The sequence below is a fragment of the Sphingobium xenophagum genome, from assembly GCF_002288285.1.
GTDB lineage: Bacteria > Pseudomonadota > Alphaproteobacteria > Sphingomonadales > Sphingomonadaceae > Sphingobium > Sphingobium xenophagum.
On record NZ_CP022745.1, the window covers coordinates 2,666,843 to 2,681,249 of the forward strand.

13 protein-coding genes are annotated in these 14,407 nt (G+C 62.5%); 11 read left to right on the forward strand and 2 right to left on the reverse strand.

Annotation, left to right across the window (positions count from 1 at the left end; translation table 11 throughout):
* Positions 1-122 precede the first annotated feature (122 nt).
* The 9 genes from CJD35_RS12955 (at position 123) to CJD35_RS12990 (ending at position 11,044) form a co-directional block, all read left to right on the forward strand.
* Positions 123-1,655: an acyl-CoA carboxylase subunit beta gene (locus CJD35_RS12955; protein ID WP_017184438.1), complete on the forward strand. Its 1,533-nt coding sequence runs from the start codon at positions 123-125 to the stop codon at positions 1,653-1,655.
* Positions 1,652-1,921, forward strand: coding sequence for a hypothetical protein (locus tag CJD35_RS22435; protein ID WP_167383153.1), 270 nt, complete (start codon positions 1,652-1,654; stop codon positions 1,919-1,921). Before CJD35_RS12955 ends, CJD35_RS22435 begins: the two co-directional genes overlap by 4 nt.
* Before the next feature lie 9 nt (positions 1,922-1,930).
* On the forward strand, positions 1,931-2,368 hold the full coding sequence (gene mce / locus CJD35_RS12960; protein WP_017184437.1) for a methylmalonyl-CoA epimerase: 438 nt from the start codon (positions 1,931-1,933) through the stop codon (positions 2,366-2,368).
* Between the two features lie 185 nt (positions 2,369-2,553).
* Positions 2,554-4,707: a methylmalonyl-CoA mutase gene (scpA, locus tag CJD35_RS12965; RefSeq protein WP_017184436.1), complete on the forward strand. Its 2,154-nt coding sequence runs from the start codon at positions 2,554-2,556 to the stop codon at positions 4,705-4,707.
* Between the two features lie 121 nt (positions 4,708-4,828).
* Entirely contained in the window at positions 4,829-5,833 is a 1,005-nt protein-coding gene (gene bioB / locus CJD35_RS12970) for a biotin synthase BioB (protein ID WP_017184435.1), read from the forward strand.
* 194 nt (positions 5,834-6,027) lie between these two features.
* Entirely contained in the window at positions 6,028-8,028 is a 2,001-nt protein-coding gene (locus CJD35_RS12975) for an acetyl-CoA carboxylase biotin carboxylase subunit (RefSeq protein ID WP_095687102.1), read from the forward strand.
* Between the two features lie 400 nt (positions 8,029-8,428).
* Positions 8,429-9,118, forward strand: coding sequence for a DUF2490 domain-containing protein (locus CJD35_RS12980; RefSeq protein ID WP_017184432.1), 690 nt, complete (start codon positions 8,429-8,431; stop codon positions 9,116-9,118).
* A 168-nt stretch (positions 9,119-9,286) separates the two neighbouring features.
* Positions 9,287-10,876 (forward strand): MFS transporter, encoded by a 1,590-nt coding sequence (locus tag CJD35_RS12985; protein ID WP_095687103.1) that lies wholly within the window; start codon positions 9,287-9,289, stop codon positions 10,874-10,876.
* 18 nt (positions 10,877-10,894) lie between these two features.
* Positions 10,895-11,044, forward strand: a complete 150-nt coding sequence (locus CJD35_RS12990; protein WP_081490961.1) for a DUF2256 domain-containing protein — start codon at positions 10,895-10,897, stop codon at positions 11,042-11,044.
* A 60-nt stretch (positions 11,045-11,104) separates the two neighbouring features.
* Here CJD35_RS12990 and CJD35_RS12995 read toward each other — a convergent pair whose 3' ends face one another.
* Positions 11,105-12,277 (reverse strand): acetyl-CoA C-acetyltransferase, encoded by a 1,173-nt coding sequence (locus CJD35_RS12995; RefSeq protein ID WP_017184430.1) that lies wholly within the window; start codon positions 12,275-12,277, stop codon positions 11,105-11,107.
* Between the two features lie 49 nt (positions 12,278-12,326).
* Positions 12,327-13,415, reverse strand: coding sequence for an alpha/beta hydrolase (locus tag CJD35_RS13000; RefSeq protein ID WP_241763692.1), 1,089 nt, complete (start codon positions 13,413-13,415; stop codon positions 12,327-12,329).
* Here CJD35_RS13000 and phaR point away from each other — a divergent pair.
* On the forward strand, positions 13,414-13,992 hold the full coding sequence (phaR, locus tag CJD35_RS13005) for a polyhydroxyalkanoate synthesis repressor PhaR (RefSeq protein ID WP_017184428.1): 579 nt from the start codon (positions 13,414-13,416) through the stop codon (positions 13,990-13,992). The genes CJD35_RS13000 and phaR overlap by 2 nt on opposite strands.
* 6 nt (positions 13,993-13,998) lie before the next feature.
* A complete protein-coding gene (locus CJD35_RS13010) occupies positions 13,999-14,343 on the forward strand; it encodes a hypothetical protein (protein WP_017184427.1) in 345 nt (114 codons plus the stop codon).
* Positions 14,344-14,407: the final 64 nt, after the last annotated feature.

Genomic DNA, 14,407 nt, shown 5'->3' on the forward strand with positions numbered 1-14,407 from the left:
TTGCCCATCCCTAATTTGCGAAGTCGTGATTTGCAAATTAGCAAATTTACATTTGCGAAAAATCGCAATCGCGGGAAAAGGGCGTCACAACAGGTCCGCACCCTGACCGGAGAGATATGCCTATGTCGAAGCTCGCCATTATCGAACAGCTTGAAGCCAAGCGCGAAGGCGCGCGCATGGGCGGCGGCCAGCGCCGCATCGACGCGCAGCATGGCAAGGGCAAGCTGACGGCGCGCGAGCGGATAGAGGTGTTGCTGGACGAAGGCAGCTTTGAAGAGCTCGACATGTATGTCGAACATAATTGCACCGATTTCGGCATGGATGAGGCGCATATCCCCGGCGACGGCGTGGTCACCGGGTCCGGCACCATCAATGGCCGTCTGGTGTTCCTGTTCAGCCAGGATTTCACGGTTTACGGCGGCGCGGTGTCCGAACGGCACGCGATGAAGATCTGCAAGATCATGGACATGGCGCTGAAGGTCGGCGCGCCGGTCATTGGCCTGAATGACAGCGGCGGCGCGCGGATTCAGGAAGGCGTGGCGTCGCTGGCGGGCTATGCGGAGATTTTCCAGCGCAATGTGCTGGCGTCGGGCGTGGTGCCGCAGATCAGCGTCATCATGGGGCCGTGCGCGGGCGGGGCTGTCTATTCGCCTGCCATGACCGACTTCATCTTCATGGTGAAGGATTCAAGCTTCATGTTCGTGACCGGCCCCGACGTGGTCAAGACGGTGACGAACGAGGTGGTGACGCAGGAAGAACTGGGCGGCGCGGTGACGCACACGACCAAGTCGGGCGTTGCGGACGTGGCGTTTGAAAATGACCTCGAAGCGCTGCTGGCGGTGCGCGATTTCGTGGACTTCCTGCCTGCGTCGAACAAGGAGCCGGTGCCGGAGCGGCCGAGCGCGGACCCGTGGGACCGGATCGAACCGAGCCTCGACACGCTGATCCCCGCCAATGCGAACCAGCCCTATGACATGCACGAACTCATCCGCAAGATCGTGGATGAAGGCGACTTCTTCGAAGTGCAGCCAGCGCACGCAGGCAATATCATCTGCGGCTTTGGTCGTGTCGAAGGACGCACGATCGGCATCGTCGCCAACCAGCCCTTCGTGCTGGCGGGCGTGCTGGACATCAATTCGTCGAAGAAGGCGGGGCGCTTCGTGCGCTTCTGCGATGCGTTCGACATTCCGATCGTGACCTTGGTGGACGTGCCGGGCTTCCTGCCGGGCACGGCGCAGGAACATAATGGCATCATCAAGCATGGCGCCAAACTGCTGTTCGCCTATGCCGAAGCGACGGTGCCCAAGATCACCATCATCACCCGCAAGGCCTATGGCGGCGCTTATGACGTCATGGCGTCCAAGCATCTGCGCGGCGACCTGAACTATGCCTGGCCGACCGCCGAAATCGCGGTGATGGGGGCCAAGGGCGCGGTCGAGATCATCTTCCGCGGCAAGACGGCGGACGAGATCGCCGAGCGCACCGCGGAATATGAAGCGCGCTTCGCCAACCCGTTCGTGGCCGCATCAAAGGGCTTCATCGACGAGGTGATCCAGCCGCACTCGACCCGCAAGCGGATCGCGCTGGGCCTGCGGAAACTGCGCAACAAGGCGCTGGAGAATCCGTGGAAGAAGCATGACAATATTCCGCTGTGAGTAGGGCGTTGGAAAGCCGTGATGAAAAATTTGAAGCTTGGGCTGACAAGCGCAGGGCGGAGTATCGAAAAGCCCAACCTGCAACTCAAGTGAATCCTGTAAGACCGAATATCATTTCTCGTTTTTTTCATGGCGTCGGCAACATCATTGGTGCGGCATTCGGGATGGTGTGGATTGCTTCGATCGGAATCGGAATCCTAATTGCAATCCTTTCTCCCGGCAGTTGTTCTTCAGTTAACTATCCTACGGAATTTCGCGCGCGATAAGGTGAAAATATGAAACTCGGCCGTCTCAACCATATCGGCGTCGCCACGCCCAGCCTGGAAAAGAGCATCGCTTATTATCGCGATGTGATGGGCGCGACGAAGATCCATGAACCGTTCGACCTGCCCGCGCAGGGGGTGAAGGTGTGTTTTGTCGATACGCCGGGCGAGAATGGGACGGCGGGGACGCAGATCGAGTTGATCGAGCCGTTCGATGAAAGTTCGCCGATCACCGCCTTCATCGCCAAGAACCCGACCGGGGGGCAGCATCATATGTGCTACGAGGTGCCCGACATTCTCGAAGCCAAGGCCTGGTTCGAGGCGAAGGGTGCGCGGGTGCTCGGCGAACCGCGCATCGGGGCGCATGGCACGCTGATCTTCTTCGTGCATCCCAAGGATATGAACGGGGTGCTGACCGAGATCATGGAGACGCCGAAGGAGGCACATTGACGGTTTAAGCCTCCCCCGGCGGGGGAGGCAGCGAGACTTGGGGGCTGCGCAGCAGACCCTTAGTCGCAGCGGAGAGGGGGCGCGACGCCCGATGGGTCGAACCCCCTCTCCAACTTCGGCTAGCCAGACAAGCTGGCAAGCCTGCGTATCCTCTCCCCTCCGGGGCGAGGAAAGGGATGGATTAGATGACCGACAAGCCGACACTGGACCAATGGGCCGCCGCTGCCGCGAAGGAAGTGAAGGGCAAGGATTTGACCTGGCAGACCCCGGAAGGGATCGCCGTCAAGCCGCTCTATACCGCCGACGATGTGACCGCCGATCCCGGCCTGCCCGGCTTTGCGCCCTTCACCCGTGGCGTGAAGGCCAGCATGTATGCGGGCCGCCCCTGGACCATCCGCCAATATGCGGGCTTTTCGACGGCGGAGGAATCCAACGCCTTCTACCGCCGCAATCTGGCCGCCGGGCAGAAGGGGCTGTCGGTCGCGTTCGACCTGGCCACCCATCGCGGCTATGACAGCGATCATCCGCGCGTCACGGGCGACGTTGGCAAGGCGGGTGTGGCGATCGACACGATCGAGGATATGAAGATCCTGTTCGACGGCATCCCGCTCGACAAGATGTCGGTCAGCATGACGATGAACGGCGCGGTCATCCCGATCCTGGCCTTCTTCATCGTTGCGGGCGAAGAACAGGGCGTCGAGCGCAAATTGCTCGACGGGACCATTCAGAACGACATCCTCAAGGAGTTCATGGTCCGCAACACCTATATCTACCCGCCCGAACCATCGATGCGGATTATCAGCGACATTTTCGGCTATACCAGCCGCGAGATGCCCAAGTTCAACAGCATCTCCATTTCCGGCTATCATATGCAGGAAGCCGGCGCGACGCAGGTGCAGGAACTGGCCTTCACCATCGCCGACGGCATGGAATATGTGAAATATGGCGTCGCGTCGGGTCTCGACATCGACAAGTTTGCCGGTCGCCTGAGCTTCTTCTTCGCCATCGGCATGAACTTCTTCATGGAGATCGCGAAGCTGCGCGCCGCGCGCGTGCTGTGGCATCGCGCCATGACGCAGCTGGGCGCGAAGGACGAGCGCTCCAAGATGCTGCGTACCCACTGCCAGACGTCGGGCGTCTCGCTGACCGAGCAAGACCCCTACAACAACGTCATGCGCACCACGATCGAGGCGATGGCCGCGATGCTGGGCGGCACGCAGTCGCTCCACACCAACGCGCTGGACGAAGCGATCGCACTGCCCACCGACTTTTCCGCCCGGATCGCGCGCAACACGCAGATCGTGATCCAGGAAGAAACCGGCATGACCAGGGTGGTCGATCCGCTGGGCGGCTCCTACTATGTCGAGGCGCTGACCCAGCAACTGGTCGACGAAGCCTGGGCGATCATCGAAAAGGTGCAGGCCGAAGGCGGCATGGCGAAGGCCGTTGCGGCTGGCTGGCCCAAGGCGATGATCGAAACCGCAGCGGCAGCGCGTCAGGCGCGGGTCGATCGCGGCGACGACGTGATCGTGGGCGTCAACAAATATCGGCTGGCGAACGAGGATCTGCTCGAAACGCTGGAAGTCGACAACGCCAAGGTGCGCGAAGGGCAGATCGCCCGGATCAACCGGGTGAAGGCGGAACGCGACAGCGCCAAATGCGAAGCCGCATTGCAGGCGTTGCGCGATGGCGCAGCCAGGCCGTCCAGTCTTGACAACAACCTCCTTGCCCTCGCCGTGGAGGCCGCCCGCGCCCGCGCGACGCTGGGCGAAATCTCTTCGGCGATGGAAGAAAGCTTCGATCGCTACGGAACCCAGCCGACGCCGGTGAAGGGCGTCTATAGCGCGCCTTATGAAGGCGACAGCCGCTGGCAACAGGTACTCGACGGCGTGCAGGCCGTCGAGCGGCGCCTCGGTCGCAAACCCAAACTCCTCATAGCCAAGATGGGGCAGGATGGACATGACCGGGGCGCCAACGTCATCGCGTCCGCGTTCGGCGACATGGGGTTCGACGTCGTGTCGGGACCGCTATTCCAGACGCCCGACGAAACCGTGGTGCTGGCGCTCGACAGCGGCGTCGATGTCGTCGGCGCATCCTCGCTTGCGGCGGGCCACAAGACCTTGATCCCGGACCTCATCGCCAAGCTGCGCGAAGCGGGTCGCAACGACATCAAGGTGATCGCTGGCGGCGTCATCCCGCCGCAGGATTATGACTTCCTCCGTGACGCGGGCGTCCAGGGCATTTATGGACCGGGCTCCAATGTCGTGGAATGCGCCGCCGACGTGCTGCGCCTCCTCGGCCACAACATGCCCCCTGCCGGGCTGGAGGACGCTGCTTGAACAATCTCTTCATCCTGATCCGCACCCAACAGCCGTTCGTTTCGAGCGTAGTCGAGAAACATTGGCACGCGGCTTCCGGCTTCTCGACTTCGCTCGAAGCGAACGGAGGCGGGGAGTGACCATGACGGCTATCACCGCCCGCACCGACTGGACCCGCGCCGAAATCGCCGCGCTGTTCGATCTGCCCTTCAACGACCTCATGTTCGAGGCGCAGTCGATCCATCGCGCGAATTTCCCGCGCAACGAAGTGCAGCTTTCCACCCTGCTGTCGATCAAGACCGGCGGCTGTCCGGAAGATTGCGGCTATTGCAACCAGTCGGCGTCGGCGGAGAGCGGCCTGAAGGCCGAGAAGCTGATGAGCGTGCAGGCGGTCATGCAGGCCGCGGCGCAGGCAAAGGATGCGGGCAGTTCCCGCTTCTGCATGGGCGCGGCATGGCGCAATCCCAAGGAGCGGGACATGCCCGCCATCGTCGAGATGGTGAAGGGCGTGCGCCAGATGGGCATGGAAACCTGCATGACGCTGGGCATGCTGAGCGAAAGCCAGGCCAAGGTGCTGGCCGACGCTGGCCTCGATTATTACAACCATAATATCGACACCTCGCCCGAACATTATGAGAAGGTGATTACCACCCGGACCTTCGACGATCGCCTCGAAACGCTCGAAAATGTCCGCAATTCGGGGATCAACGTCTGTTCGGGCGGAATCGTGGGCATGGGCGAAACGCGCGAGGACCGCGTCGGCTTCCTGCACGCCCTGGCCGTGCTGCCCACCCATCCGCAAAGCGTACCGATCAACGCGCTGGTGCCGGTCAAGGGCACCGTGCTGGGCAATATGCTGGCCGACACGCCGCTCGCCAAGATCGACGAGATCGAGTTTGTGCGGACGGTTGCCGTCGCCCGGATCGTGATGCCGGAAAGCATGGTGCGCCTGTCTGCGGGGCGCGAGAGCATGTCGGATGCATGTCAGGCGCTCTGCTTCATGGCGGGCGCCAACAGCATCTTTACTGGCGACAAGCTGCTGACGACTGCGAATGCGGGCGACAATGCCGACGCGGCACTGTTCGCGAAGCTGGGCGTCGTGCCGATGCAAGCCGAGGTAAAGGTTGAGCTGGAGGCGGCTGAATAGGAGTGATCCGCTATTTGGGATGCTTGGCGGTCGCCATCGCAGTTCTGGCAGCGGTTTTTTGGATGATGGTCGATCTGGGCATGTTCATGCACGGAGACTGAAATCATCCGTTCGGTTCGAGCGAGGTCGGGAAGCGGTTCTCGACACGCTCGAACCGAACGGAGTTTAGAGCAAGGACTGGGACAGGAAATAGAATGGCAATCACCAAGATCCTGATCGCGAACCGTGGCGAAATTGCGTGTCGTGTCATGCGCACGGCCAAGAAAATGGGCATCAAGACCGTGGCGGTCTATTCCGATGCCGATGCGCGCGCGCCGCATGTGTTGATGGCCGACGAAGCCGTGCATATCGGCCCGTCGCCCGCCGCCCAATCCTATCTGATCGCCGACAAGATCATCGCGGCCTGCAAGCAGACGGGCGCCGACGCGGTCCATCCCGGCTATGGCTTCCTGTCCGAACGCGAAAGCTTCCGCAACGCGCTGGACGCGGAGGGCATCATCTTCGTTGGCCCGCCCGCCAATGCCATCGCGGCGATGGGCGACAAGATCGAGTCCAAGAAGCTGGCGCTCGAAGCAGGCGTCAATGTCGTTCCCGGCTTCGTCGGCGTCATTGACGACACCGAACATGCCGTCAAAATCTCCAACGAGATCGGCTATCCGGTGATGATGAAGGCGTCCGCTGGCGGCGGGGGCAAGGGGATGCGCCTCGCTTATTCCGAACAGGATGTTCGCGAAGGCTTTGAAGCGACCAAGCGCGAAGGGCTTGCCAGCTTCGGCGACGATCGCGTGTTCATCGAAAAGTTCATTGAAAGCCCGCGCCATATCGAAATTCAGGTGCTGGGCGACCAGCATGGCAATATCGTTTATTTGAACGAACGCGAATGTTCGATCCAGCGCCGCCACCAGAAGGTGGTCGAGGAAGCGCCGTCGCCGTTCGTCAGCCCCGAAATGCGCCGCAAGATGGGCGAGCAGTGCGTCGCTCTGGCCCGCGCGGTCGGCTATTTCAGCGCAGGCACGGTCGAACTGATCGTGTCGGGCGAGGACAAGACCGGGGACGGTTTCTACTTCCTGGAAATGAACACCCGGCTTCAGGTCGAGCATCCGGTGACGGAGGAAATCACCGGCGTCGACCTGGTCGAACAGATGATCCGTGTCGCCAATGGCGAGAAGCTGGCCTTCACGCAGGACGATGTGAAGATCAACGGCTGGGCGGTCGAAAACCGCGTCTATGCCGAAGATCCCTATCGCGGCTTCCTGCCGTCCACGGGGCGCCTGATCCGCTACAATCCGCCCGAAACCGGCGCGGATGAAAGTGGCGCGCTGATCCGCGTCGATGACGGCGTGGAGGAGGGGGGCGAGGTCTCCATGTTCTACGATCCCATGATCGCCAAGCTGATCACCTGGGCGCCCACGCGCCTGGAAGCGATCGACAAGCAGATCGAGGCGCTCGACAAGTTCGAGATTGAGGGGCCGGGGCATAATATCGATTTCGTGTCCGCGCTGATGCAGCATGAACGGTTCCGGTCGGGCAACATCACCACCGGCTTCATTGCGGAGGAATATCCTGACGGGTTCCAGGGCGCGCCTGCGTCGCCCGAACTGCTGGTGCGTCTGTCCGCCATCGGTGCCTTCGCGGCGATGGCGCAGGCCGACCGGGCGCGTCGGATCGACGGACAGTTGGGCAAGCGCCTTAGCCCCCCGACCGGCTGGCAGGTCAAGATCGGCGACGCGACCCATGACGTCGAAATTGACGGCGACGAAGTGACCGTCGATGGCGTCAGCATCGACATGGCGCTGGAATATACGCCGGGCGATCGCCTGATCGAGGCGGAGTTTGGCGACGAGCAACTGGCCGTCCGCATTGCGCCGGTCCGCGCCGGCTTTGTGCTGACCTGCCATGGGGCCAGCCACAAGCTGCGCATCCTGCCCGCCCATGCTGCACGCTATGCTGCGCACATGATCGAGAAGATCCCGCCGGACCTGTCGCGTTACCTGATCTGCCCGATGCCCGGCCTGCTGGTCGCACTGCATGTCGGCGAAGGCGACAAGGTCGAGGCAGGGCAGCCGCTGGCCGTGATCGAGGCAATGAAGATGGAAAATATCCTGCGCGCGCAGAAAGCGGGCGTGGTCAAGAGCGTGTCGGCGGCGCAGGGCGACAGCCTGGCCGTCGATGCCATCATCCTCGAAATGGAATAGGCGCACGCCGCATCGCTGCAATAGAGGGCCGCTCCGCTCAGGCTGGGCGGCCCTTTGTCATGGTTTGCAAACCGGAATTGGCGTGTTGAGCAAGGTTCCTCGTTCCCCGCGGGGTAGGGCTATCGCAGATAAAACGCGCCTCATTTTCCTTCGTCATGCTGAACTTGTTTCAGCATCCATTTCTCGTCACGAGCGGCAGCTTTTGGGGCGCGATGGATCCTGAAACAAGTTCAGGATGACGTTGTAGGGATGGCGAAAGCTCATATGCGATTCCTCTACGGTTGCGGGAGCAGGATTTCGGCAGCGGGCGTGCAAGGACCATGATCGCCCTTTGTTATTTTATGTTTCGCCGCGCTGTCACGCCTTGCCCCGGCCCCGATCCTTCGCCTAGCAGCCCCGGATGAGCAGCCTGCGACAGACGATCTTCGGCCTTTTCGCCCTGTGCGCCGCCATGGCCGCGCTGCCGGCCCACGCCGCCGAGGATGAGCAAATCTGGCTCCAGGCTATCGCGCAGGGGCCGGTTTCGGGCGACATCGTCTATTTTGCCGAAATCCAGTCCCGCTTTGGCAGGGATATGGGCGGGCTGGACCAGATGCTGCTGCGTCCGGCGATCGGCGTCAAACTGTCCGATCGGCTGACCGTCTTTCAGGGCTATGCCTATGTCCGCACGCCGCAATCGGGTGGCGGCGAAACGCGCGAGCATCGCAGCTTCCAGCAGATCAACTGGTCGCTTGGCAAGGTTGCGCGCGGGCCGCTCTCTTCCCGCACGCGGCTGGAACAGCGCTGGGTGTCGAGTGGCGACGATATGGGGTGGCGGCTGCGGCAGATGATCCGGCTGGCAGTGCCGTTGACGGAGAGGTCGGGGGGCGTGTCGGCGCTGGCCTATGCGGAAGGATTCGTTGCCCTTAACGATACCGATTGGGGCGCGCGCGACGGCTTTGACCGGCTGCGCAGCTTTGCCGGGCTGGAACTGCCGCTGGCGGGCAAGTCGACGATGGAGGTCGGCTATCTCAATCAATATGTCAAAAATCGCGGTCGCGCCGATGATGTCGACCATGTCCTGCTGGTGACGCTGCAACTGCGACGCTGACACAGGTTTTTGCCTGTCCTATTGCCCCTGCTTCATGCCATATCGACCCTGTGTTGCGCAGGGTCGATGCAGGCGGTCGCGTCGCGCGATGTTGGAAATTTAGTTGCCGGATCGGGTAACACAATATCACGATTGCCGGGAAAAGTGCGAAGTTAAGGGGGGCAGGGGATGAACGGAGCGGTCGGCAGTGACTATGTGATGGACGTCAGGCGCGACCGGCTGGTCATCACCGCCTCGGCGCTCGGCACCGTGTTCGAATGGTATGATTTCTACATCTATGGCGTCCTTGCGCCGATCATCGGGCGCACCTTTTTTCCCACCGACAATCCCACCGTCGAACTGCTCTATACGCTGGCGGGCTTTGCGATCGGCTTCGCCTTCCGTCCGATCGGCGCGGCATTGTTCGGCTATCTGGGTGACAGGCTTGGCCGCAAATATACGTTCCTTGCCACGATCATCCTGATGGGCGTCGCGACCGCCGGGGTCGGCCTGACGCCGTCAGCCGCCAGCATCGGCATCGCCGCGCCCATCATCCTGATAGTGCTGCGCATCGCCCAGGGACTGGCGCTTGGCGGCGAATATGGCGGGGCGGCCATCTATGTCGCTGAACATGCGCCTCCCGGCCGACGCGGCTTTTACACCAGCTTCATTCAGGCGGGAGTGATCGGCGGCTTCATCCTGTCGCTGATCGTCGTGGTCGGTACGCAGGCAATCGTCGGGCCGGACATCTGGGCGGACTGGGGCTGGCGATTGCCCTTCATCTTCTCGCTCGCGCTGCTCGGCATATCGCTGTGGATGCGGCTGATGCTGCGCGAAAGCCCGGTATTTACGGCCATGAAGAAGGCAGGCGCCCAATCGAAAAACCCGATCAAGGAGGCTTTCACCTATCCCGGCAACCGAAAGCGGATGCTGGTCGCAATGATCGGCATCGCGGCGGGCTTTACCGTCATTGCCTATACGGTGATGTTCCAGGCGCTCTATTTCCTGCAAAATGGCCTGCATGTCTCCCCCGGCATCGCGCAATTGCTGGTGGGGGGTAGCGCCTTTGCGGGCATGGCGGCTTTCGTCTATTTCGGCCATCTGTCCGACCGGGTGGGGCGCAAGAAACCGATCGTCATCGGCTATGCGCTGGTGTTGCTGCTGTTGATGCCGCTCTACCAATTCATGGGCGCGACCGCGAACCCCGCGCTGGTGGAGGCAGGCGCGCGCTCGCCTGTCGTGGTGCGCGGCCCGGATTGCGTGTTCGATCCCTTCGCCAAGGTACAGCCGACCGCCTGCGGCAAATTGCTCGACCATTTTTCCAAGCGCGGCATCCCCTATGACAAGCAGGTCGCGCCCGCGCCTGCGGTGCAGATCGGCGATTTGCAGGTCACGGACCTTAGTAGCGACGGCCTTGATGCGGCGTTGAAGGCCGGGGGCTACCCCAGCGGCGCCGTAACCCCGGACTGGCCGCGCGCGATGCTGCTGTTCGGCGCGCTGCTGCTGCTCTGGACGCTATCGGGTGCGACCTATGGCCCAGTGGCGGCGCTCTTGTCGGAATATTTCCCGGCGCGCATCCGCTATTCTTCGCTGTCGATCCCCTATCATATCGGGACTGGCTATTTCGGCGGCTTCCTGCCGCTCGTCAGCCAGTATATCGTGGCGCGCACGGGTGATCCCTATGCCGGGCTTTGGTACACATTGGCTGTCGTGGCGCTGGCGCTTATCACCTGTCTCGTCGCGCTGCCGGAAACGAAGGACCGCCCGCTCGACGCCTGAAACAGCCGGGGATTGCCCATGCCACGCGGCGTAGCGAAGCGCGATCTGCCGACCAGGACCTGCCCGGTCTGCCAGCGCCCCTTTGCCTGGCGCAAGAAGTGGGCGCGGGACTGGGACAATGTCGTCTATTGTTCCGACCGCTGTCGTAGCGCGCCGCGCAAAGCCTGACACGAAAAAGGCCGCCGCTCCCTTTGCTGGAGCGACGGCCATTTTCAATGTCTCAGGCGGTCAGCGTTCGATGCACATCGCCACGCCCATGCCACCGCCGATGCATAGCGTCGCCAGACCCTTCTTCGCGTCGCGCTTGGCCATTTCATACAACAGGGTGGTCAGCACCCGCGCGCCCGACGCACCGATCGGATGACCGATGGCGATCGCGCCGCCATTGACGTTCACCTTGGACGCATCCCAGCCCAGTTCCTGCCCGACCGACAGCGCCTGCGCCGCGAAGGCTTCATTGGCTTCGATCAGGTCGACATCGGCCAGTGCCCAGCCCGCCTTTTCCAGCGCCTTGCGGCTGGCAGGCGCGGGGCCGATGCCCATGATCGAAGGGTCGACGCCGCAGGTCGCAAAACCCGCGATCCGGCCCAGGATCGTCGCGCCGCGCTTGGCGGCGGCATCGGCAGTCATCAGCACCAGCGCGGCGGCGCCGTCATTCAGGCCGCTGGCGTTGGCGGCAGTGACGCTGCCGTCCTTCTTGAATGCAGGCTTCAGCTTTTCCATCGCTTCGATGGTCGCGCCAGCGCGGATATATTCGTCCTGATCGACAATCGTGTCGCCCTTGCGGCCCTTGATCGTGACCGGCACGATCTCGTCGGCAAAGCGCCCCGCTGCACGCGCGGCTTCGGCCTTGTTCTGGCTGGCCACCGCGAAAGCGTCCTGCGCTTCACGGCTGATCTGATATTTCTCCGCCAGATTTTCCGCGGTGATGCCCATATGATAATTGTTGAAGGCGTCGGTCAGGCCGTCATGGATCATCGTGTCGACCAGGCTGACATTGCCCATCTTGCTGCCCGCGCGCAGATATTGCGCATGGGGGGCCAGCGACATGTTTTCCTGCCCGCCGGCCACCATGATGCTGGCATCGCCCGCACGGATCGCCTGCGCCGCCAGTGCGACGGCGCGCAGGCCCGATCCGCAGAGCTGGTTGATGCCAATCGCCGTGCGCTCGACCGGGATGCCGGCATTGATGGCGGCCTGACGCGCCGGATTCTGCCCCTGACCGGCGCTCAGCACCTGGCCCAATATCACTTCGTCCACTTCGTCGGGCGCGACCCCGGCCTGCGCCAGCGCGGCGATGATTGCCTGACGGCCCAGTTCATGCGCCGGAGTCGATCCGAACGCGCCCATGAAGCTGCCGACGGCCGTGCGCTTGGCGGCGGTAATGACGATATCTGACAAAGGCTCGATCCTCTATTATTGGGGTCTCTTTTCGCAGGCGCACATAGCATCATCCGCCATGGCTGGAAAGCCATTGGGACAGGGGAAGCCACAGAGTTTCGCGCGCCTGCCCACCCACGACCATGCCGACATGCCCCAGTTTCAATTGCCAGTCTGTAGCCAATTCGGCCGAGGCGGCGGCGGGGACGATCCGGTCGGTCGTGGAACGGATCGACAGGGTGGGGCAGGTCAGCGCCTGCGGATCGACCGTCTGTCCACCAACGGTCCAGCGTCCTTGTCCGCTGGCGTTACCGGCATAGAGATCGTCGAACAGGTCGCGCCCCGCAGCAAAGGTCAGCGGGGGGCCACCATTGGCCCAATCCTCCACCGCCATGAACGCCCGCTCCCCGTCGGAACCCGGCGCGGCATCGGCAAAGACGGCGAATTTGCGGATCGTGCGCGCCGGGTCCATCGCCCAGAAGCCCGATTGCAGCACCTCCATCGGAACATAGCCCAGTCGATCGCACATCGGTTTCGCGCCGCGCCACAAAGCACTGATCTCCTGCCGGTCGGCATCGGCAAAGCCATCGAATCGCCAGGGCGAGGCAATGGTTGCGACTGCCTGAACGGGGCGCAGCATCGCCGCACCCATCGCCAGCGTTCCTCCCAGGCAATAGCCCACGATGATGGGCGGTCGCGGCAGCGCCGCGATCAGCGGCAAGAGCCGGTCGGTGACATGCCCTTCAAGCCCCATTGCTCTGTCACCGGCCAATGGAGCGCCCCAGTCGACCAGCCATGCATCATGTCCTGCTGCGGCCATGTGGCGCAGCAAAGATCGGCGCTCCGACAGGTCCAGCACTTGCGGCGGATTGATGAGCGAGGGCACGAAAACCACCGGAGCGCGGCCATTTTCAACGCCATAACGCAGCAACCGGGCGCTGCCGACCTGCACCATGCTGGCCGGGGCAGGCGGCGGGGCGGGGCGCTTTGCCTGCTGATAGCGGCGCAAACCGACGAACGCGCGCTTGCGCAGTTCGGGATCGTCCTCTGTTTCGCGCCATAAAATATTGAGAAAAAGGGGTAAAGGCCTCGGGCCATGTTGCGGTGCGGCAACGCCCTGTGCTAATAAGGATTGTGCAGGTGCGGGAGAGGTGTCCATGGCCAAATCTAAAGCGGCTAATGAATCAGAGCCGGTCGTTATCAAGAAATACGCTAACCGGCGGCTTTATAACACCGAAACCTCCAGTTACATCACCCTTGATCTCCTGTCGCAAATGACGCGCGAGGGCCGCGAGTTCGTGGTCGTCGATGCCAAGAGCGGCGAGGACATCACGCACAATGTCCTGACGCAGATCATCATGGAAGAAGAACAGCGCGGCGAAAATATGCTGCCCGTCAACTTCCTGCGCCAGTTGATCTCCATGTATGGCGATTCGATGCAGTCGATGGTGCCGCAATATCTCGAAGCGTCGATGGACGCTTTCCGCAAGAACCAGTTGCAGTTTCAGGAAGCGATGCAGGGTGCGTTCGGCGGCGGCCCGCTGGCCGAGATCGCCAAGCGCAACATGCAGATGTTCGAGGCCGCGACCAGCGCCTTCAAGGGGGCAGGCGGGCTGATGCCCGGTGTTCCGGGCGTTCCGGGCACGACTCCCGCGGAAGCCGACAAGGATGACGAGATCGCCGAGTTGAAGGCGCAACTCGCCGCGCTCAACGCGAAGATCGACAAGCTGGGCTGATACCCCATGGCGAAGGCTGACCGGCTCGAACGGCTGGACGTAAGGCGGGCCGAGCTGGAAGCCGACTATGAAGCCGCGTTGATCGCAGCACTTCAAACGGCCGCTGGCGGGGTTTGGGGCCTGTTCGACCATAAGCCTGACCGACAGGCCCGCGCCAGAACTGCGCCTGTCATCGCGGCACTGGATGAACTTGCCGCCGACATCGACGCCCTGCGCGATCAGTTGGGGCTGGAGCCGTTTGCGCTGCACCAGTCCTTTCTTGCCGCCCGCGGCCCGGTGGCATCGGATGCGCCGGGCGAGCCAAAGCAAGCCCGCGCATGGCTTGAAAAAATGGGCGTCGCCATCGGCTGAACATCAATGCGCGTCGGGGCTGGACGGGGATAGCGCGCATGGCCTATTGCGCGCCGATCCATTC